We start from the raw sequence: 14,909 nt of genomic DNA, 5'->3' as shown, positions 1-14,909 counted from the left end.
GGGCTGACGAATTAAATGACGAGTGACATATATACACGAAATTAGATTATGCATATCATATTTTCGACCTGCGGTACTCCGCCCCGTCGCCGCCCTACCCGAGGATCGCTCCATGAATCGTCCGCATCTTGCCCTTCTCGCCCTGATTCCTGTTGCCCTGGTGGCCTTGAGCGGCTGCAACAGCCAGGCCGACACCTCGGTCAGCGCACCCCAGCCACGGGCGGTACTCGCAACGGACGTGCAGGCGGCATCCCAGCAGGACGCGCTCTACACCGGCGTGGTGGCTGCGCGCACCGCCAGCGACCTGGGCTTTCGCGTCGGCGGCAAGGTCATCGCCCGCAAGGTGGACCCAGGCACCCGGGTCAAGCGTGGCGACGTTCTGCTGGTACTGGACAACACCGACTTCGAACTGGCCCTGCGCGCCGCGCGCAATCGCGTCACCGCCGCCGAGGCTGAACTGCGCCAGGCACGCGACGACGAAGCCCGCTATCGTCGCCTGTCGGGTACCGGCGCCGTGTCTCGCCAAATCTACGATCAGGCCAACACCCGCCTGCGGGTGGCCCAGGCCGAACAGGCCGCCGCGACGTCGGAAGCCGCCCAGGTGGAAAATCGCCGCACCTACTCCACGCTCCAGGCCGACGCCGACGGCGTGATCACCGATGTGCGGGTGGACCGCGGCCAGGTGGTCGCCGAAGGCCAGATCGTCGCCAGCCTGGCCCATGACGGCGCCCGCGAGGCGGTGATCGACATCCCGGAAACCCAGCGCGCCCTGGCCAACCACCCGGCCCGCGCCTATCCCTACGGCGCCTCGGCCGACGCGGTGCCGGCCACCCTGCGCGAACTCTCCGCCGCCGCGGATGCCACCACCCGCACCTTCCGCGCGCGCTACACCCTGGGCGGCGACTCCGCTGCCCTGGCCATCGGTTCCACCGTCACCCTGCAACTGGATGGCGCCGCCCACCAGCAACTGGTGCGCGTGCCGCTTGGCGCGTTGCACGACAAGGGCCAGGGCACCGGCGTCTGGGTCATCCGGACCGACGGCAAAGTGGAGCTGCGCGCGGTACGCGTGGTGCGACTGGAGCAGGAAGAGGCAGTTCTGGAAGGTGGCGTGCAGCCCGGCGAACGCATCGTCGCCCTCGGCGCCCACCTGCTGAACCCCGGTGACAGCGTGCGTGAACTGCCGGCGCCGTCGCTGGCCCTGGAGCACTGAGATGAGCCGCTTCAACCTTTCCGCCTTCGCGGTGCGCAATCGGGCGGTGACCCTGTTCCTGATCATCGCCACGCTGGTCGCCGGCGCCATCGCCTTCAACAAGCTGGGCCGTGCCGAAGACCCGTCCTTCACGGTCAAGACCATGACCATTACCGCCGCCTGGCCGGGCGCTACCGCGCGGGAGATGCAGGAACAGGTGGCGGACCGTCTGGAGAAACGCCTGCAGGAACTGGACTTCTACGACCGGGTGGAAACCATCGCCCAACCGGGCTTCGTCTCGATGAAGCTGCAGTACATGGACTCCACCCGCCCCGGCGACATCCAGGAACTCTTCTACCAGACGCGCAAGAAGCTCTCAGACGAGGCCAAGCGCCTGCCGCAAGGCGTGGTCGGCCCCTTCTTCAACGACGAATACTCGGACGTCTACTTCGCCCTTTACGCGCTGGAGGCCCAACAGCTGCCGCACCGCCAACTGGTGCAGATGGCCGAAGACCTGCGCCAGGGCCTGCTCAACCTGCCCGGCGTGAAGAAGGTCAACATCCTCGGTGAACAGGCCCAGCGCATCTTCGTCGAGTTCTCCTACCAGCGCCTGGCCACCCTCGGCCTGAAACCCGAGCAGATCTTCGAAGCCCTGGGCAAGCAGAACGGCGTGGCGCCGGCCGGCTTCGTCGAAACCAGCGGCCCACGCGCCTACATCCGCCTGGATGGCGCCTTCGACAGCCTGAAGCTGATCGAGAATGTGCCGATCAACGCGGGCGGCAAACTGCTGCGCATCGCCGATGTGGCCACGGTCAAGCGCGGCTACGAGGACCCGCCGAGCTACCGCATCCGCCACCAGGGCGAACCGGCGCTGATGCTCGGCGTGATCATGGAACCGCACTTCAACGGCCTTGAACTGGACAAGTCCCTGCAGGCCGAGGAAGACCGCATCCACGCCGGACTGCCCCTGGGCGTGACGTTCGACAAGGTCTCCGACCAGGCCGAGAAGATCCGCATCGCGGTGAACGAGTTCATGCTCAAGTTCTTCGTCGCCCTCGGCGTGGTGATGCTGATCAGCCTGCTGGCCCTGGGCTTCCGCGTCGGCCTGGTGGTGGCCGCCGCCGTGCCGCTGACCCTGTCCATCGTCTTCGTGATCATGCTGATGACCGGGCGCGAGTTCGACCGCATCACCCTCGGCGCGCTGATCCTTTCCCTGGGCCTGCTGGTGGACGATGCCATCATCGCCATCGAAATGATGGTGGTGAAGCTGGAGGAAGGCCTCGACCGCATCCAGGCCGCCACCTTCGCCTGGACATCCACCGCCGCGCCCATGCTCACCGGCACCCTGGTGACCGTAATCGGCTTCCTGCCGGTGGGCTTCGCCAAGTCCGGCGCGGGCGAGTACGCCGGCAACATCTTCTGGATCGTCGGCTTCGCCCTCCTCGCGTCCTGGCTGGTGGCGGTGTTCTTCACCCCCTACCTGGGGGTCAAGCTGCTGCCGAAGATCCAACCCGTCGCCGGTGGCCATGAAGCGCTCTACGCCACCCGCCTCTACCAGCGCCTGCGCGCCCTGGTCACCTGGTGCGTGAACCACCGCAAGACCGTCACTGCCCTGGTGGTTACAGCCTTCATCGCCAGCGGCCTGGGCATGGGCATCGTGAAGAAGCAGTTCTTCCCCAACTCCGATCGTTCCGAACTGCTGGTGGAGGTCTACATGCCGCCGGGCAGCGCCTTCAAGGCCACCGAATCCGTGGTCGCACAGGTGGAAAGAGCCCTGTTGGAAGAACCCCAGACCAAACTGGTGGACGCCTATGTGGGCGGCGGCGCACCGCGCTTCTTCCTGTCCCTGAACCCCGAACTGCCGGACCCGGCCTTCGCCAAGCTCATCGTGCAGACCGCCGACTCCAAGGCCCGCGACGCCCTCCGCGAGCGCATGCAGGCGCGCATCGCCGCCGGCGAATTCCCCTCGGCACGGGTGCGCGTCACCCAGCTGGTATTCGGCCCACCGGTGCCGTTCCCGGTGGTTTTCCGCGTATCCGGCCCCCACCTCGACCCGTTGCGGCAGATCAGCGAAGAGGTGCGCCAGGTCGTGGCCGCCAACCCCATGACCCGCGACACCTTCGTCGACTGGGGTGAGCGCAGCAGCTCCTATCGCCTGGTGCTGGACCAGGATCGCCTGCGACTGCTCGGCTTCACCCCCAACGAGGTGAAAAGCCAGCTCAACGCCCTGCTCACCGGCAACCCGGTGACCGAAGTGCGCGAGGGCACTCGCACCGTGGCCGTGACGGTACGTGCGCAGAACACCCAGCGCGAAAACCTCGGCGGTATCGAGGGCCTGACCATTACCAACGCCGCCGGCGTCTCGGTACCGCTGGAACAGGTGGGCCGCTTCCAGCCACTGATGGAAGAACCCATCCTCAAGCGCCGCGACCGCGAGCTGACCTTCGAAGTGCGTGCCGACATCATCAAGGGCACCCAGCCGCCGGATGTGGAAAAGGCCGTATACGCCGACCTGCAGCCGCTGATCGCCCGGTTGCCGGCCGGCTACAAGGTAACCATCGGCGGCCCGGTGGAAGAAAGCGCCAAGGCCAACAAGGCACTGGCGGTGCTGTTCCCGGTGATGATCCTGCTGACCCTGGTGGTGATCATGTTCCAGGTGCGGTCGTTCAGCCGGATGTTCATGGTCTTCGCCACGGCGCCCCTGGGCCTGATCGGCGCCATGCCGGCACTGCTGCTGTTCAACCAGCCCTTCGGCTTCAACGCCATCCTCGCGCTGATCGGCATCGGCGGCATCCTGATGCGCAACACGCTGATCTTCACCGACCAGATCGACCAGGAACTGACCCACGGCCGCCCCCTGCGCGAAGCCATCATCGAAGCCACGGTACGCCGCGCCCGCCCGGTGCTGCTCACCGCCCTGGCCGCCGCGCTGGCCTTCATCCCGCTGACCTTCTCGGTGTTCTGGTCATCCCTGGCCTACGTGCTGATCGGCGGCGTGCTGGTGGGAACCGTGCTGACCCTGTTGTTCCTGCCGGCGCTGTGCGCGCTGGTATTGCGGTCTGTGGCGGCGAACTCATTCGCCAAGGGCAACGTGGTTGCCCTCTGAGATTCCCCCAGGGCAGACCTTCGGCCTGCTTCGCGAATGAAATCGCCCTACAAAAAAGAGCGGTGCCTTAACGGTCGAGCGCGGCGCTGAAGGTGATTCGCCCCCCGCAACACAAGCGCGGCACTGGACGCGACCTCCCTGTGGGAGCGAATTCATTCGCGAATGAATTCGCTCCCACAGGCCGGGCAAGACACTGGAGCGCGTTATTCCGCGCAGCAGCTATGCACCGCCTTGGCGGGCTCATCCTCATAGCGGTCGTGGTAGGTCATCCAGTCCATGATCTCCTGCTCGTCCCGCCCCTTGGGTAGCAGGTCGAGGAAGTTGTAGGCGCCCACCAGGAGGTCCAGGCCACGGGCGTAGGTTGAGTAGGTGTGGAAAATCTCCCCCAGCTCGTTGCGATAGAACACACTGAGCCCCGGCATGTCCTCGCCCGGGTCCTTGCTGGTGCCGTAGTTGTAGCGGGCGGTGCCGGCGGCGATGTCCTCGGGCCGGGCGGCCACGCCGAAGTCCTCGTTGAAGGAACTGCCCTGGGACGACACCCACTTGAACGTCCAGCCCATGCGCTTGCGGAAGGCCTGGAACGCCTGCAGGGGCGCCCGGGATACGCACAGCAGGGTCACATCGTGGTGCTTGAGGTGCTGATTCGGCCCATCGATATGGTCGGCGAGGAAGGAGCAGCCGGGGCAACCTTCCTTCCAGTTGGGGCCGAACATGAAGTGGTAGACGACCAGGGTGCTGCGTCCGTCGAACAGGTCGGCCAGGGTTTGCCAACCGTCCGGCCCCTCGAAGGCGTAGACCTGTTCGATACGTACCCAGGGCAGTGCCCGCCGCTCGGCGCTGAGCCGGTCGCGCTCACGGGTGAAGGCCTTTTCCTTGCGCAACAGCTCTTCGCGGGCGTGCAGCCATGCTTCGCGGGAAACCACGGGGTGTTTGTCGATTTTCATGTCGCACTCTCCTGAACCAGACGGAAATGAGGGACTCGCCCCTGGTAGTCGTCTGATTTCAGGTCCGATCGACAATCACCCGCACGATTCTCGACCGGCGGCAGTACTTCAGAGGGAACGCCCGCGCCGCTCCTCCAGGCGCTGGATGGTCGTGCTCGGGGTTTCGTCGAACAGCTTGCGGTATTCGCTGGCAAAGCGGCCGAGATGGTTGAACCCCCAGCCCATGGCGATCACCGAGATATTCCGGGCACTGCGGTCTTCCAGCAGTTCCTGGCGCACGGCGGTCAAGCGGTGCTTCTTCAGGTAGGCCATGGGCGATTGGCCGAAATATCGCTTGAAGCCCTCGAACAGCTTGAAACGCGAGACGCCGGCGGCCCGCTCGATGTCTTCCAGGCAGATTTCCTCGCGGGCATGGACATGGATGAAGTCTCGCGCCCGCACCAGGTAATGGGGCAACTTGATCTCCAGCCGTCCGCGCAATTCCTCCGAGTAATTGTTCGGCTGCGCCAGGATCAGCCCCTTGATCAGCGCGCTTTCCAGGTCGCGGGTAAAGAACAGCTGGCCGTAGAGGTCACGGCTGCGCTCCAGCTCGTCGATCAGGTGCCGCGCCATACGCCACCAGGACGCCGCGGCGCCCTCTACCGCGTTCATCTCCGCCTGGAAACTCAACGGCGTCTCCACGCTGCGCTGCAGCAGGTCCTCCAGGGTCTGCTGCATGGCGGCGCGGGGAATGGCCACCTGCAACTTGTGGCAGTCACCGGCGATGGTGAGTTCCTGGTACTCGTGGGGCGACACGATCACCCCCCAGTCGCGATCCGAACGCAGGAGATGACCGGACTTGACCAGCTCCTGTTCACCGGCCAGCGGCAGGCTGAGGCTGTAGCAGTTGAGGTTCATCTCGTCGCCGACGCCGATGGTGACGTCGGTGCCGTACTCGACGTAGCCGAGGGTCGTCGACATCGAGGGCAGCACGTTGCCGCTGTGGTGGAACTGGATCCGCTCGGGCTTCGCAGCCTTCAGGTGGTGCGGGCCGCAGATGTTCGACATCCAGGAGCGCGCCCCTGCGAGGTCGTAGCGATCGGCGGAAATGTCTCGGAATTGATGGTTCTTCGTACTCATCACGCGGCACCCAAAACGGCTTCTGGAGATGCGCGCTCTGCGGCGCGTCAGCATGGACAAGGCAAGCTCCGTGCCACGCCCCTGCGGTCCATCGCGATTCGAAACAAAAGGATAGCATTGGCGAAATCCGCGGATACCGGCCCCACCTGGAAGGCCCGCCAGGCCTGTTCCAGAGCGTTTCGCCGCCCCAGTACGGAGCACCCCGCCACGCCACGGCGCAGCGTGGCAAAAACGCTTCGGATGCCCCCGAAAACGGCCTGCCCCCGCCTCGCGAGCGAACCGATGGCCTTTGGGAATCACCAGTGTTACCGCCATTGACCGGACACCGCCCCGAAGACACCGACGCCGAAGCCGGCGGACAGTCTTCGCCAACTTTCCGGATAGCGCGCCAGGCACCCTTCTGCTAGCCACGCGAAAAAGCGTTACCCCGTATCGCAGAACGTTACTGCGGCCTCGGGTGGCGTGGCGACAACAGATTTCAGTCCTCTCCGGCACCGGTTGGCCATCCGCTTTTTCGGCGAAGATTATCCGTTTCTTCAGGCCACCCGAAAAGCATTGAAAGCCCCGTCATCCGGGCATTTCAACCGCTCGTTACGCCATCAAAATTTTCGGCGCTTCTTCGCCAACCAAGCGGATAGACCAGCCAGGCCGCGGCTCCTTCTAATGACCTCCACTGTTTCGCCCGATGTGGAAGGTGCCACCCATGAATACTTCGAATAAGAACATTGCGCAGTGGAGAGAGTACGTCAGCGGCTGCCTGGACTTCCGTCCGGAAGAAGGCGTGTACCGCATCGCCCGGGATATGTTCACCGAGCCGGAACTGTTCGACCTGGAGATGGAACTGATCTTCGAGAAGAACTGGATCTACGCCTGCCACGAGAGCGAGATCCCCAACGCCCACGACTTCATGACCATGCGCGCCGGCCGCCAGCCGATGATCATCACCCGCGACGGCAATGGCCAGCTGAACGCGCTGATCAACGCCTGCCAGCATCGCGGCGCGACTCTCACCCGCGTTGGCAAGGGCAATCAGTCCACCTTCACCTGTCCCTTCCACGCCTGGTGCTACAAGAGCGACGGCCGCCTGGTGAAGGTCAAGGCACCGGGCGAGTACCCGGAAGGTTTCGACAAGGCCACCCGAGGCCTGAAGAAGGCGCGCATCGAGAGCTACAAGGGCTTCGTCTTCATCAGCCTCGATGTCACCGGCACCGACAGCCTCGAAGACTTCCTCGGCGATGCCAAGGTGTTCTTCGACATGATGGTCGCCCAGTCGCCCACCGGTGAGCTGGAAGTGCTGCCCGGCAAATCCATCTACACCTTCGACGGCAACTGGAAGCTGCAGAACGAGAACGGCCTGGACGGCTATCACGTCAGCACCGTGCACTACAACTACGTGGCCACCGTGCAGCACCGCCAGCAGGTCAACGCCAGCAACGGCAACGCCGGCAGCACCCTGGACTACAGCAAGCTGGGGGCCGGCGACGCCGAGACCGACGACGGCTGGTTCTCCTTCAACAACGGCCACAGCGTGCTGTTCAGCGACATGCCCAACCCCACTGTGCGCCCCGGCTACGCCACCGTGATGCCGCGCCTGGTGGCAGAGTTCGGCCAGGGCAAGGCGGAGTGGATGATGCACCGCCTGCGCAACCTGAACATCTACCCCAGCCTGTTCTTCATGGACCAGATCAGCTCGCAGCTGCGCATCGTGCGTCCGTTGGCCTGGAACAAGACCGAGATCATCAGCCAGTGCATCGGCGTGAAAGGCGAATCCGACGCCGACCGCGAAAGCCGCATCCGCCAGTTCGAGGACTTCTTCAACGTCTCCGGCATGGGTACCCCCGACGACCTGGTGGAGTTCCGCGAACAACAGCGCGGCTTCCAGGGCCGCCTGGAACGCTGGAGCGACATCTCCCGCGGCTACGGCAAGTGGGTCACCGGTGTCACCTCGAACAGCCAGACCCTGGGCATCGCACCGGTGATGACCGGCACCGAATTCACCCATGAAGGCCTGTACGTGAACCAGCACGCCAACTGGCAGCGCTTCCTGCTCCAGGGCCTGGACCAGAAAGCCCTGAAACTGCAGGAGGTGCAGGCATGAACCCGCAGCTGCAATACCAGATCGAGCAATTCCTCTACGCAAAATCCGCCCTGTGCGACGCCCAGGACTGGGACGCCTACCTGGACCTGTTCGACGAGCAGTGCGAATACCACCTGCCCCAGTGGGACTCCGAACACGAGTACACCCGGGACCCGAAGCGCGGTATGTCGCTGATCTACTACAGCAACCGTTCGGGACTTGAAGATCGCGTGTTCCGCATCCGTACCGGCAAGGCCGCCTCGACCATCCCGATGCCGCGCACCCTGCACCAGATCAGCAATGTGCGCATCAAGGAGCGTGAGGACGGGCAACTGGAGGTGAAGGCCAACTGGCACACCCTGTACTTCCGCCTGGGCCAGAGCGAGCAGTTCTTCGGCCATGCGACCTACCACCTCAAGCCCGTGGGCGAGAGCTGGAAGATCACCCGCAAGCACATGCTGCTGCTCAACGACACCATCAACTCGGTGCTCGATTTCTACCACCTCTGATTGCCCGGATGTACGCGCCATGAACCACAAGGTCGCCTTCAGTTTTGCCGACGGCAAAACCCTGTTCTTCCCCGTGCAGGGCAACGAGATCCTTCTCGATGCCGCCCTGCGCAACGGCATCAACATCCCGCTGGACTGCCGCGAAGGCGTCTGCGGCACCTGCATGGGCCGCTGCGAGTCCGGGCGCTACGCAATGGACTACGTGGACGAAGAAGCGCTGTCGGAACAGGACCTCGCCCAGCGCAAGATGCTTACCTGCCAGACCCGCGTGCAGTCCGACGCGTCCTTCTACTTCGACTTCGACTCCACCCTCTGCGGCGCGTCGAAGACGGTGGTGGAGCGCGGCGTGGTCACCCACGTCGAGCAGGTCTCGCCCACCACCGCGATCCTCCATCTGGATGCCGGTGTCGACGGCCAGCAGCTGGACTTCCTGCCGGGGCAGTACGCCCGCTTGCAGGTGCCGGGCACGGACGCTCGGCGTTCCTACTCCTTCGCCAACCGGCCGAATGCGGAAAACAAACTGCAATTCCTCATCCGCCTGCTGCCGGACGGAGTGATGAGCAACTACATCCGCGAGCGCTGCAAGGTGGGTGACGAGATCCGCTTCGAAGCCCCGCTGGGTGCCTTCTACATGCGCCAGATCGAGAAGCCGCTGCTGCTGGTAGCCGGCGGCACCGGCCTCTCTGCCTTCCTCGGCATGCTCGACGAAATCGCCGAACGCGGCGACTGCGGCCAGCCGGTGCACCTGTTCTACGGCGTGCGCCAGGTGGCGGACCTCTGCGAGCGGCAGCGCATCCAGGGCTACGCCGAGCGCATCCCGGACTTCAGCTTCACCCCGGTCATCAGCGACGAAGGCCAGGACTGGAACGGCAAGCGCGGCTATGTGCCGGAGCATTTCGACGCGGCGACCCTGCGCGAGTCCTCCTTCGATATGTACCTCTGCGGCCCGCCGCCGATGGTGGAGTCGGTGAAAACCTGGCTCACGGAAAACGGCATCGACAACGGCCACCTGTATTTCGAGAAGTTCACCGAGAGCAATACCTGAACGCTTCGTCGGATGGCGTAGAGCGAAGCGAAACCCATCCTACGGGTTGGCGAATGCGCGATGCGTTCGCGAGCAAGCTCGCTCCTACGGCGGTACACAAAACAACAAACACGCTCCACACGCTCCACCAACTGCCCAAACAACAACTAGGCAGGCCGGGTCACGACGGCACTGCGCAACCAAGGCGGTAACCATGAAAAAAACCCTGAACCTTGCGATGCTCGGGGCCGCGCTGGCCTCTTCCCTCCCCGCCCTGGCACAGGACCCTGTGCGCATCGGCTTCATCACCACCCTCTCCACACCCGCTGGCTACCTGGGCGAAGACGCCCGCGACGCCTTCCGCCTGGCCATGGACCAGGAAGGCGGCAAGCTCGGTGGCGTGCCGGTGGAACTGGTGGTGGAGGACGACGGCCTGCAGCCCGCCAAGGGCAAGCAGATCATCGACCGCATGAGCCTCGACGGCATTTCGCTCTACACCGGGGTGATGTTCTCCAACGTCCTCGCCGCCGTGGTCAGCGGCGCCACCCAGGGCGACCGTTTCTACATCAGCACCAACGCCGCGCCCTCCAACCTGGCCGGCGCCCAGTGCAAGCCGAACTACTTCGCCGCCTCCTACCAGAACGACGTACCCCACGAGATGGCCGGCGTCGCCGCCAACGACCTGGGCTACAAGAAGATGGTCATCCTCGCGCCCAACTACCAGGCCGGCCGCGATGCCCTGGCCGGTTTCAAGCGCACCTTCAAGGGCGAGGTCACCGAGATCTACACCAAGCTCAACCAACTGGACTTCTCCGTGGAACTGGCGCGCATCCGTTCGCTGAACCCGGACGCGGTGTTCCAGTTCCATCCGGGCGGCGGCGGCATCAACTTCGCCAAGCAGTACGGCAGTTCGGGACTGGCCAAGAGCATCCCGATGGTGGTACCGGTGTTCTCCATGGACGAGCGCATGCTCGCCGCCACCGGCAACGTGGCCGAGGGCGTCAACGTGGTCAGCGGCTGGAACCCGCAGTCCGACAACCCGGCCAACCAGGCCTTCGTCAAGGCGTTCACCGAGAAGTACAACCGCGCGCCCACCATGTACGCCGCCCAGGGCTACGACACCGCGCGCCTGATCGGGTCCGCCCTCAAGGCCACCAACGGCGACATCAAGAACGCTGAAGCCTTCCGCAGGGCCCTGCGTGATGCCCGTTTCGACTCGGTACGTGGCGATTTCCGCTTCGGCAGCAACCAGCATGCAGTGATCGACTGGCACCTGCTCAAGGTCCAGGCCGGCGCCGACGGCAAGCTCACTGAAGTGCCGGTGAAGACCATCGCCAAGGCCCAGGTGGACAGCTACGCGGCCCAGTGCGCGCTCTGATCCCGACCTGAACCGCCAGCCCGCCGGCCACCCCGGCGGGCCATCACCGCAGGACTTCGCCATGCTGTTGCTCGAACAACTTCTCAACGGCCTGCAGTACAGCGCCCTGCTGTTCCTGCTCGCCTCCGGCCTGACGCTGATCTTCGGCATCATGGGCGTCATCAACCTGGCCCAAGGCGCCTTCTACATGGTCGGTGCGTTCTGCGCCGCCTACACCGCCATCGCCAGTGGCTCCTTCTGGCTCGGTGGCCTGGCCGCCCTGGCCGGTGCCGCGCTCTATGGCCTGGTGATCGAGACCGGAATCATCCGCCGCCTCTATAACCGCGACCATCTGGACCAGGTGCTGGCGACGCTGGCCGTGGTGTTCTTCACCAACGAACTCATCACCCTGCTGTTCGGGCGCAGCCCGCCGGCCATGCCCACCCCGGACTGGTACAACGTCTTCGTCGAAGTGCTGCCCGGCCTGATGTACCCGGTCAGCCGCATGCTGTTCATCGGCGCCGGCCTGCTGGTGGCCCTGGGCATGTGGCTGCTGATCAACCACACCCGCCTGGGCATGCTGATCCGCGCCGGTGCCGACGACCATGAAATGGTCGGTGCCCTTGGGGTCAACATCAGCCGCCTCTACACCCTGGTGTTCGTCTTCGGCTGCATGCTCTGTGGCCTGGCCGGTTTCATGGCCGCGCCGCTGCTCTCGGTGGAGATCGGCATGGGTGAGAAGGTGCTGATCACCACCTTCGTGGTGATCGTTGTCGGCGGCGTAGGTTCGGTACGTGGCGCCCTGGCAGGTGCCTTGCTGATCGGCATGGTCGACAGCCTCGGCCGCGCCTACATCCCGCCGCTGCTGGACCAACTGCTGCCCGCCGACGTCAGCGGCGCACTGAGTGGAGGCCTGGTTTCCGCCAGTGCCTATATCGTCATGGCCCTGGTGCTGCTGGTGCGTCCGCGCGGCCTGTTGCCGGCCCGTGCCTGAGGAGAATTCCATGTCCCGTCGACGGATTATCGACCTGGCCTGCCTGGCCACCTTTGCGCTGATGCCGCTGCTGGCGGCGCTGCTCGACGAACCCTTCCTGGTCAGCCTGTTCACCCGCCTGGCCATCTACGGCATGGCCGCCGCCAGCCTGGACCTGCTGATCGGCTACGGCGCCATGGTCAGCTTCGGCCATGCCGCCTTTTTCGGCCTGGGCGGTTACCTGGTCGGCATCATCGCCTTCCACACGTCCCAGGGCATGCCGCTGTGGGGCTGGGAGGGCAGCAACAGCGCGCTGGTGGTCTGGCCGCTGGCCCTGCTCTGCTGCGCCCTGCTCGGCCTGGTGATGGGCTACCTGTCGCTGCGCACTACCGGTGTGCAGTTCATCATGATCACCCTGGCCTTCAGCCAGATGCTCTATTTCATCCTCAGCTCTCTGTCCCTCTACGGCGGCGACGACGGCATCCTGATAAACGAGCGCAATAGACTGCCGGGCCTCGACCTGAACGACGCCAACCAGTTCTATTACCTCTGCGTCGGCCTGCTGGTGGCCTGGCTGCTGTTCTGCCGGCGCCTGGTGGGGTCACGCTTCGGCTTCGTCCTGCGCGGCCTCAAACAAAGCGAAAGGCGCACCGTCAGCCTGGGGCTGAAACCCCTGCGCTACCGCCTCACCACCTTCGTCATCGCCGGCCTCGGTGCCGGCCTGGCCGGCCTGCTCTGGGCCAACTACGCGCTGTTCGTCAGCCCCGACATGGCGTCCTGGCAGAAATCCGGCGAGCTGATGGCAATGGTCATCCTCGGTGGCGTCGGCACCCTGATGGGCCCCGTACTGGGCGCAGCCGTCTACCTCGGCCTGGAGCAGTTGCTGAGCCTGTGGACCGAACACTGGCTGCTGATCTTCGGCCCGCTGCTCCTGCTGGTGGTGCTGTTCGGCCGCCAGGGCATCCACGGCCTGCTGATGGCCGGGCAGCGGCCGCGCAGCTCCCCGACCGGGCCCGCCCCCGTCGCCACCACCCGCGAGGTGCACCCATGAACGCGCAACTGTCCATCCGTGGCCTGGAAAAGGCCTTCGGCGCGGTGAAGGCCACCAACGGCGCCGACCTGGAACTGGCTGCCGGCGAGCTGCACGCCATCATCGGCCCCAACGGCGCCGGCAAGTCCACGCTGATCTCGCAGATCGCCGGGGAAATCCGGCCGGACAAAGGGCAGATCCTCTTCGCCGGCCAGGACATCACCGCTGTGCCCGCCCACGAGCGTCCGCGCCTGGGGCTGGCGCGGTCCTTCCAGGTCAGCCAGCTGTACCCGGATTTCAGCCTGCTGGAGAACGTCGCCGTGGCCATCGCCGCCCGCGAAGGCAAGAGCTTCGGCATGTGGCGTCCGCTGTCCCGCGACCACCGCCTGCTTGACCCGGCGCGCGGCTACCTGGAGCAGGTCGGCCTCGGTCCGCGCGCCGAAGTCCGCGTGAGCGAGCTGTCCCACGGCGAACGCCGCCAGCTGGAACTGTCCCTGGCGCTGGCCCAGGAGGCTTCGGTGCTGCTGCTGGACGAACCCATGGCCGGGATGGGCGCGGAAGAGTCCGCGCGCATGACCGAGCTGCTCATGTCGCTCAAGGGGCGCTACTCGATCCTGCTGGTGGAACACGACATGGACGCTGTGTTCGCCCTGGCCGACCGCATCACCGTTCTGGTCTACGGCCAGACCATCCTCACCGGCTCCATCGAAGAAGTCCGCAGCAACGCGCAGGTCCGCGCCGCCTACCTGGGGGAAGAACATGCTTGAAGTCAGTGGATTGCAGGCCGGTTACGGCCTGAGCCAGGTGCTGTTCGACATGCACCTGAAGATCGAACAGGGCGAAGTGGTGTCGCTGATCGGTCGCAATGGCATGGGCAAGACCACCACGGTGAAATCCATCATGGGCCTGCTCAAGCCCAGCGCCGGCAACATCCGCATCCACGGCATGGAGATGCGTGGCGCCACGCCCTACCGCATCGCCCAGGCCGGCCTCGGCCTGGTGCCGGAAGGCCGCCGCGCCTTCGGCACCCTGAGCGTCAAGGAGAACCTGCTGGCCACCGCCAGCAAGGGTGGAAAGTGGGACCTCAAGCGCATCTACGCACTGTTCCCGCGCCTGGAGGAACGCCAGGAGCAATTGTCGAAGACCCTCTCCGGCGGTGAGCAGCAGATGCTGGTGGTGGGCCGTGCGCTGATGACCAACCCGCAGTTGCTGATCCTCGACGAAGCCACCGAAGGCCTGGCCCCGGTTATCCGCGAGACCATCTGGAACTGCCTGGCCACCCTCAAGGCCGAGGGCGAGACCATCCTGGTCATCGACAAGAACCTCAAGGAGATGGCGCGGGTCGTCGACCGCCATCACATCATCGAGAAGGGCCGCCAGGTCTGGCAGGGCACGCCAGCGGCGCTGGCGGCTGCCCCCGAGCTTTCGCACCGATACCTGGGCGTCTAGAGCACCGCCCCGATCCGCCCGGTCCGTAGTCACGACGGACCGGTAACCCTGACGCAACCCGCCTCCCGCCGGCTTCGCAAAAAGCCGGCGGCGGACGGTTGCGCCCAAAAACCAGAAGAAGAAGAGCCTTGC

Annotated in this window: 12 protein-coding genes; 10 read left to right on the top strand and 2 right to left on the bottom strand. The window is 65.1% G+C overall.

Annotated elements, in window-relative coordinates; genetic code table 11:
• Nucleotides 1-112: 112 nt before the first annotated feature.
• The gene (locus tag FXN65_RS06825; RefSeq protein ID WP_151132329.1) at nucleotides 113-1,210 is read left to right on the top strand and encodes an efflux RND transporter periplasmic adaptor subunit; all 1,098 of its coding nucleotides are present in this window, start codon (nucleotides 113-115) and stop codon (nucleotides 1,208-1,210) included.
• Nucleotide 1,211: 1 nt separating this feature from the next.
• Nucleotides 1,212-4,295, top strand: coding sequence for an efflux RND transporter permease subunit (locus tag FXN65_RS06820; RefSeq protein ID WP_151132328.1), 3,084 nt, complete (start codon nucleotides 1,212-1,214; stop codon nucleotides 4,293-4,295).
• 203 nt (nucleotides 4,296-4,498) lie between these two features.
• Here the strand turns inward: FXN65_RS06820 and FXN65_RS06815 are convergent, their stop codons facing one another.
• On the bottom strand, nucleotides 4,499-5,239 hold the full coding sequence (locus FXN65_RS06815) for a DUF899 domain-containing protein (protein ID WP_151132327.1): 741 nt from the start codon (nucleotides 5,237-5,239) through the stop codon (nucleotides 4,499-4,501).
• A 108-nt stretch (nucleotides 5,240-5,347) separates the two neighbouring features.
• Nucleotides 5,348-6,358 (bottom strand): AraC family transcriptional regulator, encoded by a 1,011-nt coding sequence (locus FXN65_RS06810; protein WP_178119276.1) that lies wholly within the window; start codon nucleotides 6,356-6,358, stop codon nucleotides 5,348-5,350.
• 703 nt (nucleotides 6,359-7,061) lie between these two features.
• Between FXN65_RS06810 and antA the strand changes: the two genes are divergently transcribed.
• From antA to FXN65_RS06770, 8 genes are all read left to right on the top strand, one after another.
• Nucleotides 7,062-8,456 carry an anthranilate 1,2-dioxygenase large subunit gene (antA, locus tag FXN65_RS06805; protein ID WP_151132325.1) on the top strand — a complete coding sequence of 465 codons (1,395 nt, stop codon included), beginning with the start codon at nucleotides 7,062-7,064 and terminating at the stop codon, nucleotides 8,454-8,456.
• A complete protein-coding gene (antB, locus tag FXN65_RS06800; protein ID WP_151132324.1) occupies nucleotides 8,453-8,944 on the top strand; it encodes an anthranilate 1,2-dioxygenase small subunit in 492 nt (163 codons plus the stop codon). Before antA ends, antB begins: the two co-directional genes overlap by 4 nt.
• A gap of 19 nt (nucleotides 8,945-8,963) precedes the next feature.
• The gene (antC, locus tag FXN65_RS06795) at nucleotides 8,964-9,989 is read left to right on the top strand and encodes an anthranilate 1,2-dioxygenase electron transfer component AntC (protein ID WP_151132323.1); all 1,026 of its coding nucleotides are present in this window, start codon (nucleotides 8,964-8,966) and stop codon (nucleotides 9,987-9,989) included.
• A gap of 193 nt (nucleotides 9,990-10,182) precedes the next feature.
• Nucleotides 10,183-11,346, top strand: a complete 1,164-nt coding sequence (locus tag FXN65_RS06790) for an ABC transporter substrate-binding protein (protein WP_151132322.1) — start codon at nucleotides 10,183-10,185, stop codon at nucleotides 11,344-11,346.
• A 61-nt stretch (nucleotides 11,347-11,407) separates the two neighbouring features.
• Nucleotides 11,408-12,319, top strand: coding sequence for a branched-chain amino acid ABC transporter permease (locus FXN65_RS06785; protein ID WP_151132321.1), 912 nt, complete (start codon nucleotides 11,408-11,410; stop codon nucleotides 12,317-12,319).
• A 10-nt stretch (nucleotides 12,320-12,329) separates the two neighbouring features.
• Entirely contained in the window at nucleotides 12,330-13,349 is a 1,020-nt protein-coding gene (locus tag FXN65_RS06780) for a branched-chain amino acid ABC transporter permease (RefSeq protein ID WP_151132320.1), read from the top strand.
• Nucleotides 13,346-14,095, top strand: a complete 750-nt coding sequence (locus tag FXN65_RS06775; protein WP_151132319.1) for an ABC transporter ATP-binding protein — start codon at nucleotides 13,346-13,348, stop codon at nucleotides 14,093-14,095. Before FXN65_RS06780 ends, FXN65_RS06775 begins: the two co-directional genes overlap by 4 nt.
• Nucleotides 14,088-14,777: an ABC transporter ATP-binding protein gene (locus FXN65_RS06770; RefSeq protein ID WP_151132318.1), complete on the top strand. Its 690-nt coding sequence runs from the start codon at nucleotides 14,088-14,090 to the stop codon at nucleotides 14,775-14,777. Before FXN65_RS06775 ends, FXN65_RS06770 begins: the two co-directional genes overlap by 8 nt.
• Nucleotides 14,778-14,909: the final 132 nt, after the last annotated feature.

It is taken from the genome of Pseudomonas lalkuanensis, assembly GCF_008807375.1.
In the GTDB taxonomy this organism is placed as follows: Bacteria; Pseudomonadota; Gammaproteobacteria; order Pseudomonadales; family Pseudomonadaceae; genus Metapseudomonas; species Metapseudomonas lalkuanensis.
The sequence above is the reverse complement of the archived record's forward strand: the minus strand, read 5'-3'. Positions and strand labels throughout refer to the sequence as shown.

Coding starts and splice junctions, on each gene's coding strand:
- FXN65_RS06825 (WP_151132329.1), top strand. CDS start 113: ATGAATCGTCCGCATCTTGCCCTTCTCGCCCTGATTCCTGTTGCCCTG.
- FXN65_RS06820 (WP_151132328.1), top strand. CDS start 1,212: ATGAGCCGCTTCAACCTTTCCGCCTTCGCGGTGCGCAATCGGGCGGTG.
- FXN65_RS06815 (WP_151132327.1), bottom strand. CDS start 5,239: ATGAAAATCGACAAACACCCCGTGGTTTCCCGCGAAGCATGGCTGCAC.
- FXN65_RS06810 (WP_178119276.1), bottom strand. CDS start 6,358: ATGAGTACGAAGAACCATCAATTCCGAGACATTTCCGCCGATCGCTAC.
- antA (WP_151132325.1), top strand. CDS start 7,062: ATGAATACTTCGAATAAGAACATTGCGCAGTGGAGAGAGTACGTCAGC.
- antB (WP_151132324.1), top strand. CDS start 8,453: ATGAACCCGCAGCTGCAATACCAGATCGAGCAATTCCTCTACGCAAAA.
- antC (WP_151132323.1), top strand. CDS start 8,964: ATGAACCACAAGGTCGCCTTCAGTTTTGCCGACGGCAAAACCCTGTTC.
- FXN65_RS06790 (WP_151132322.1), top strand. CDS start 10,183: ATGAAAAAAACCCTGAACCTTGCGATGCTCGGGGCCGCGCTGGCCTCT.
- FXN65_RS06785 (WP_151132321.1), top strand. CDS start 11,408: ATGCTGTTGCTCGAACAACTTCTCAACGGCCTGCAGTACAGCGCCCTG.
- FXN65_RS06780 (WP_151132320.1), top strand. CDS start 12,330: ATGTCCCGTCGACGGATTATCGACCTGGCCTGCCTGGCCACCTTTGCG.
- FXN65_RS06775 (WP_151132319.1), top strand. CDS start 13,346: ATGAACGCGCAACTGTCCATCCGTGGCCTGGAAAAGGCCTTCGGCGCG.
- FXN65_RS06770 (WP_151132318.1), top strand. CDS start 14,088: ATGCTTGAAGTCAGTGGATTGCAGGCCGGTTACGGCCTGAGCCAGGTG.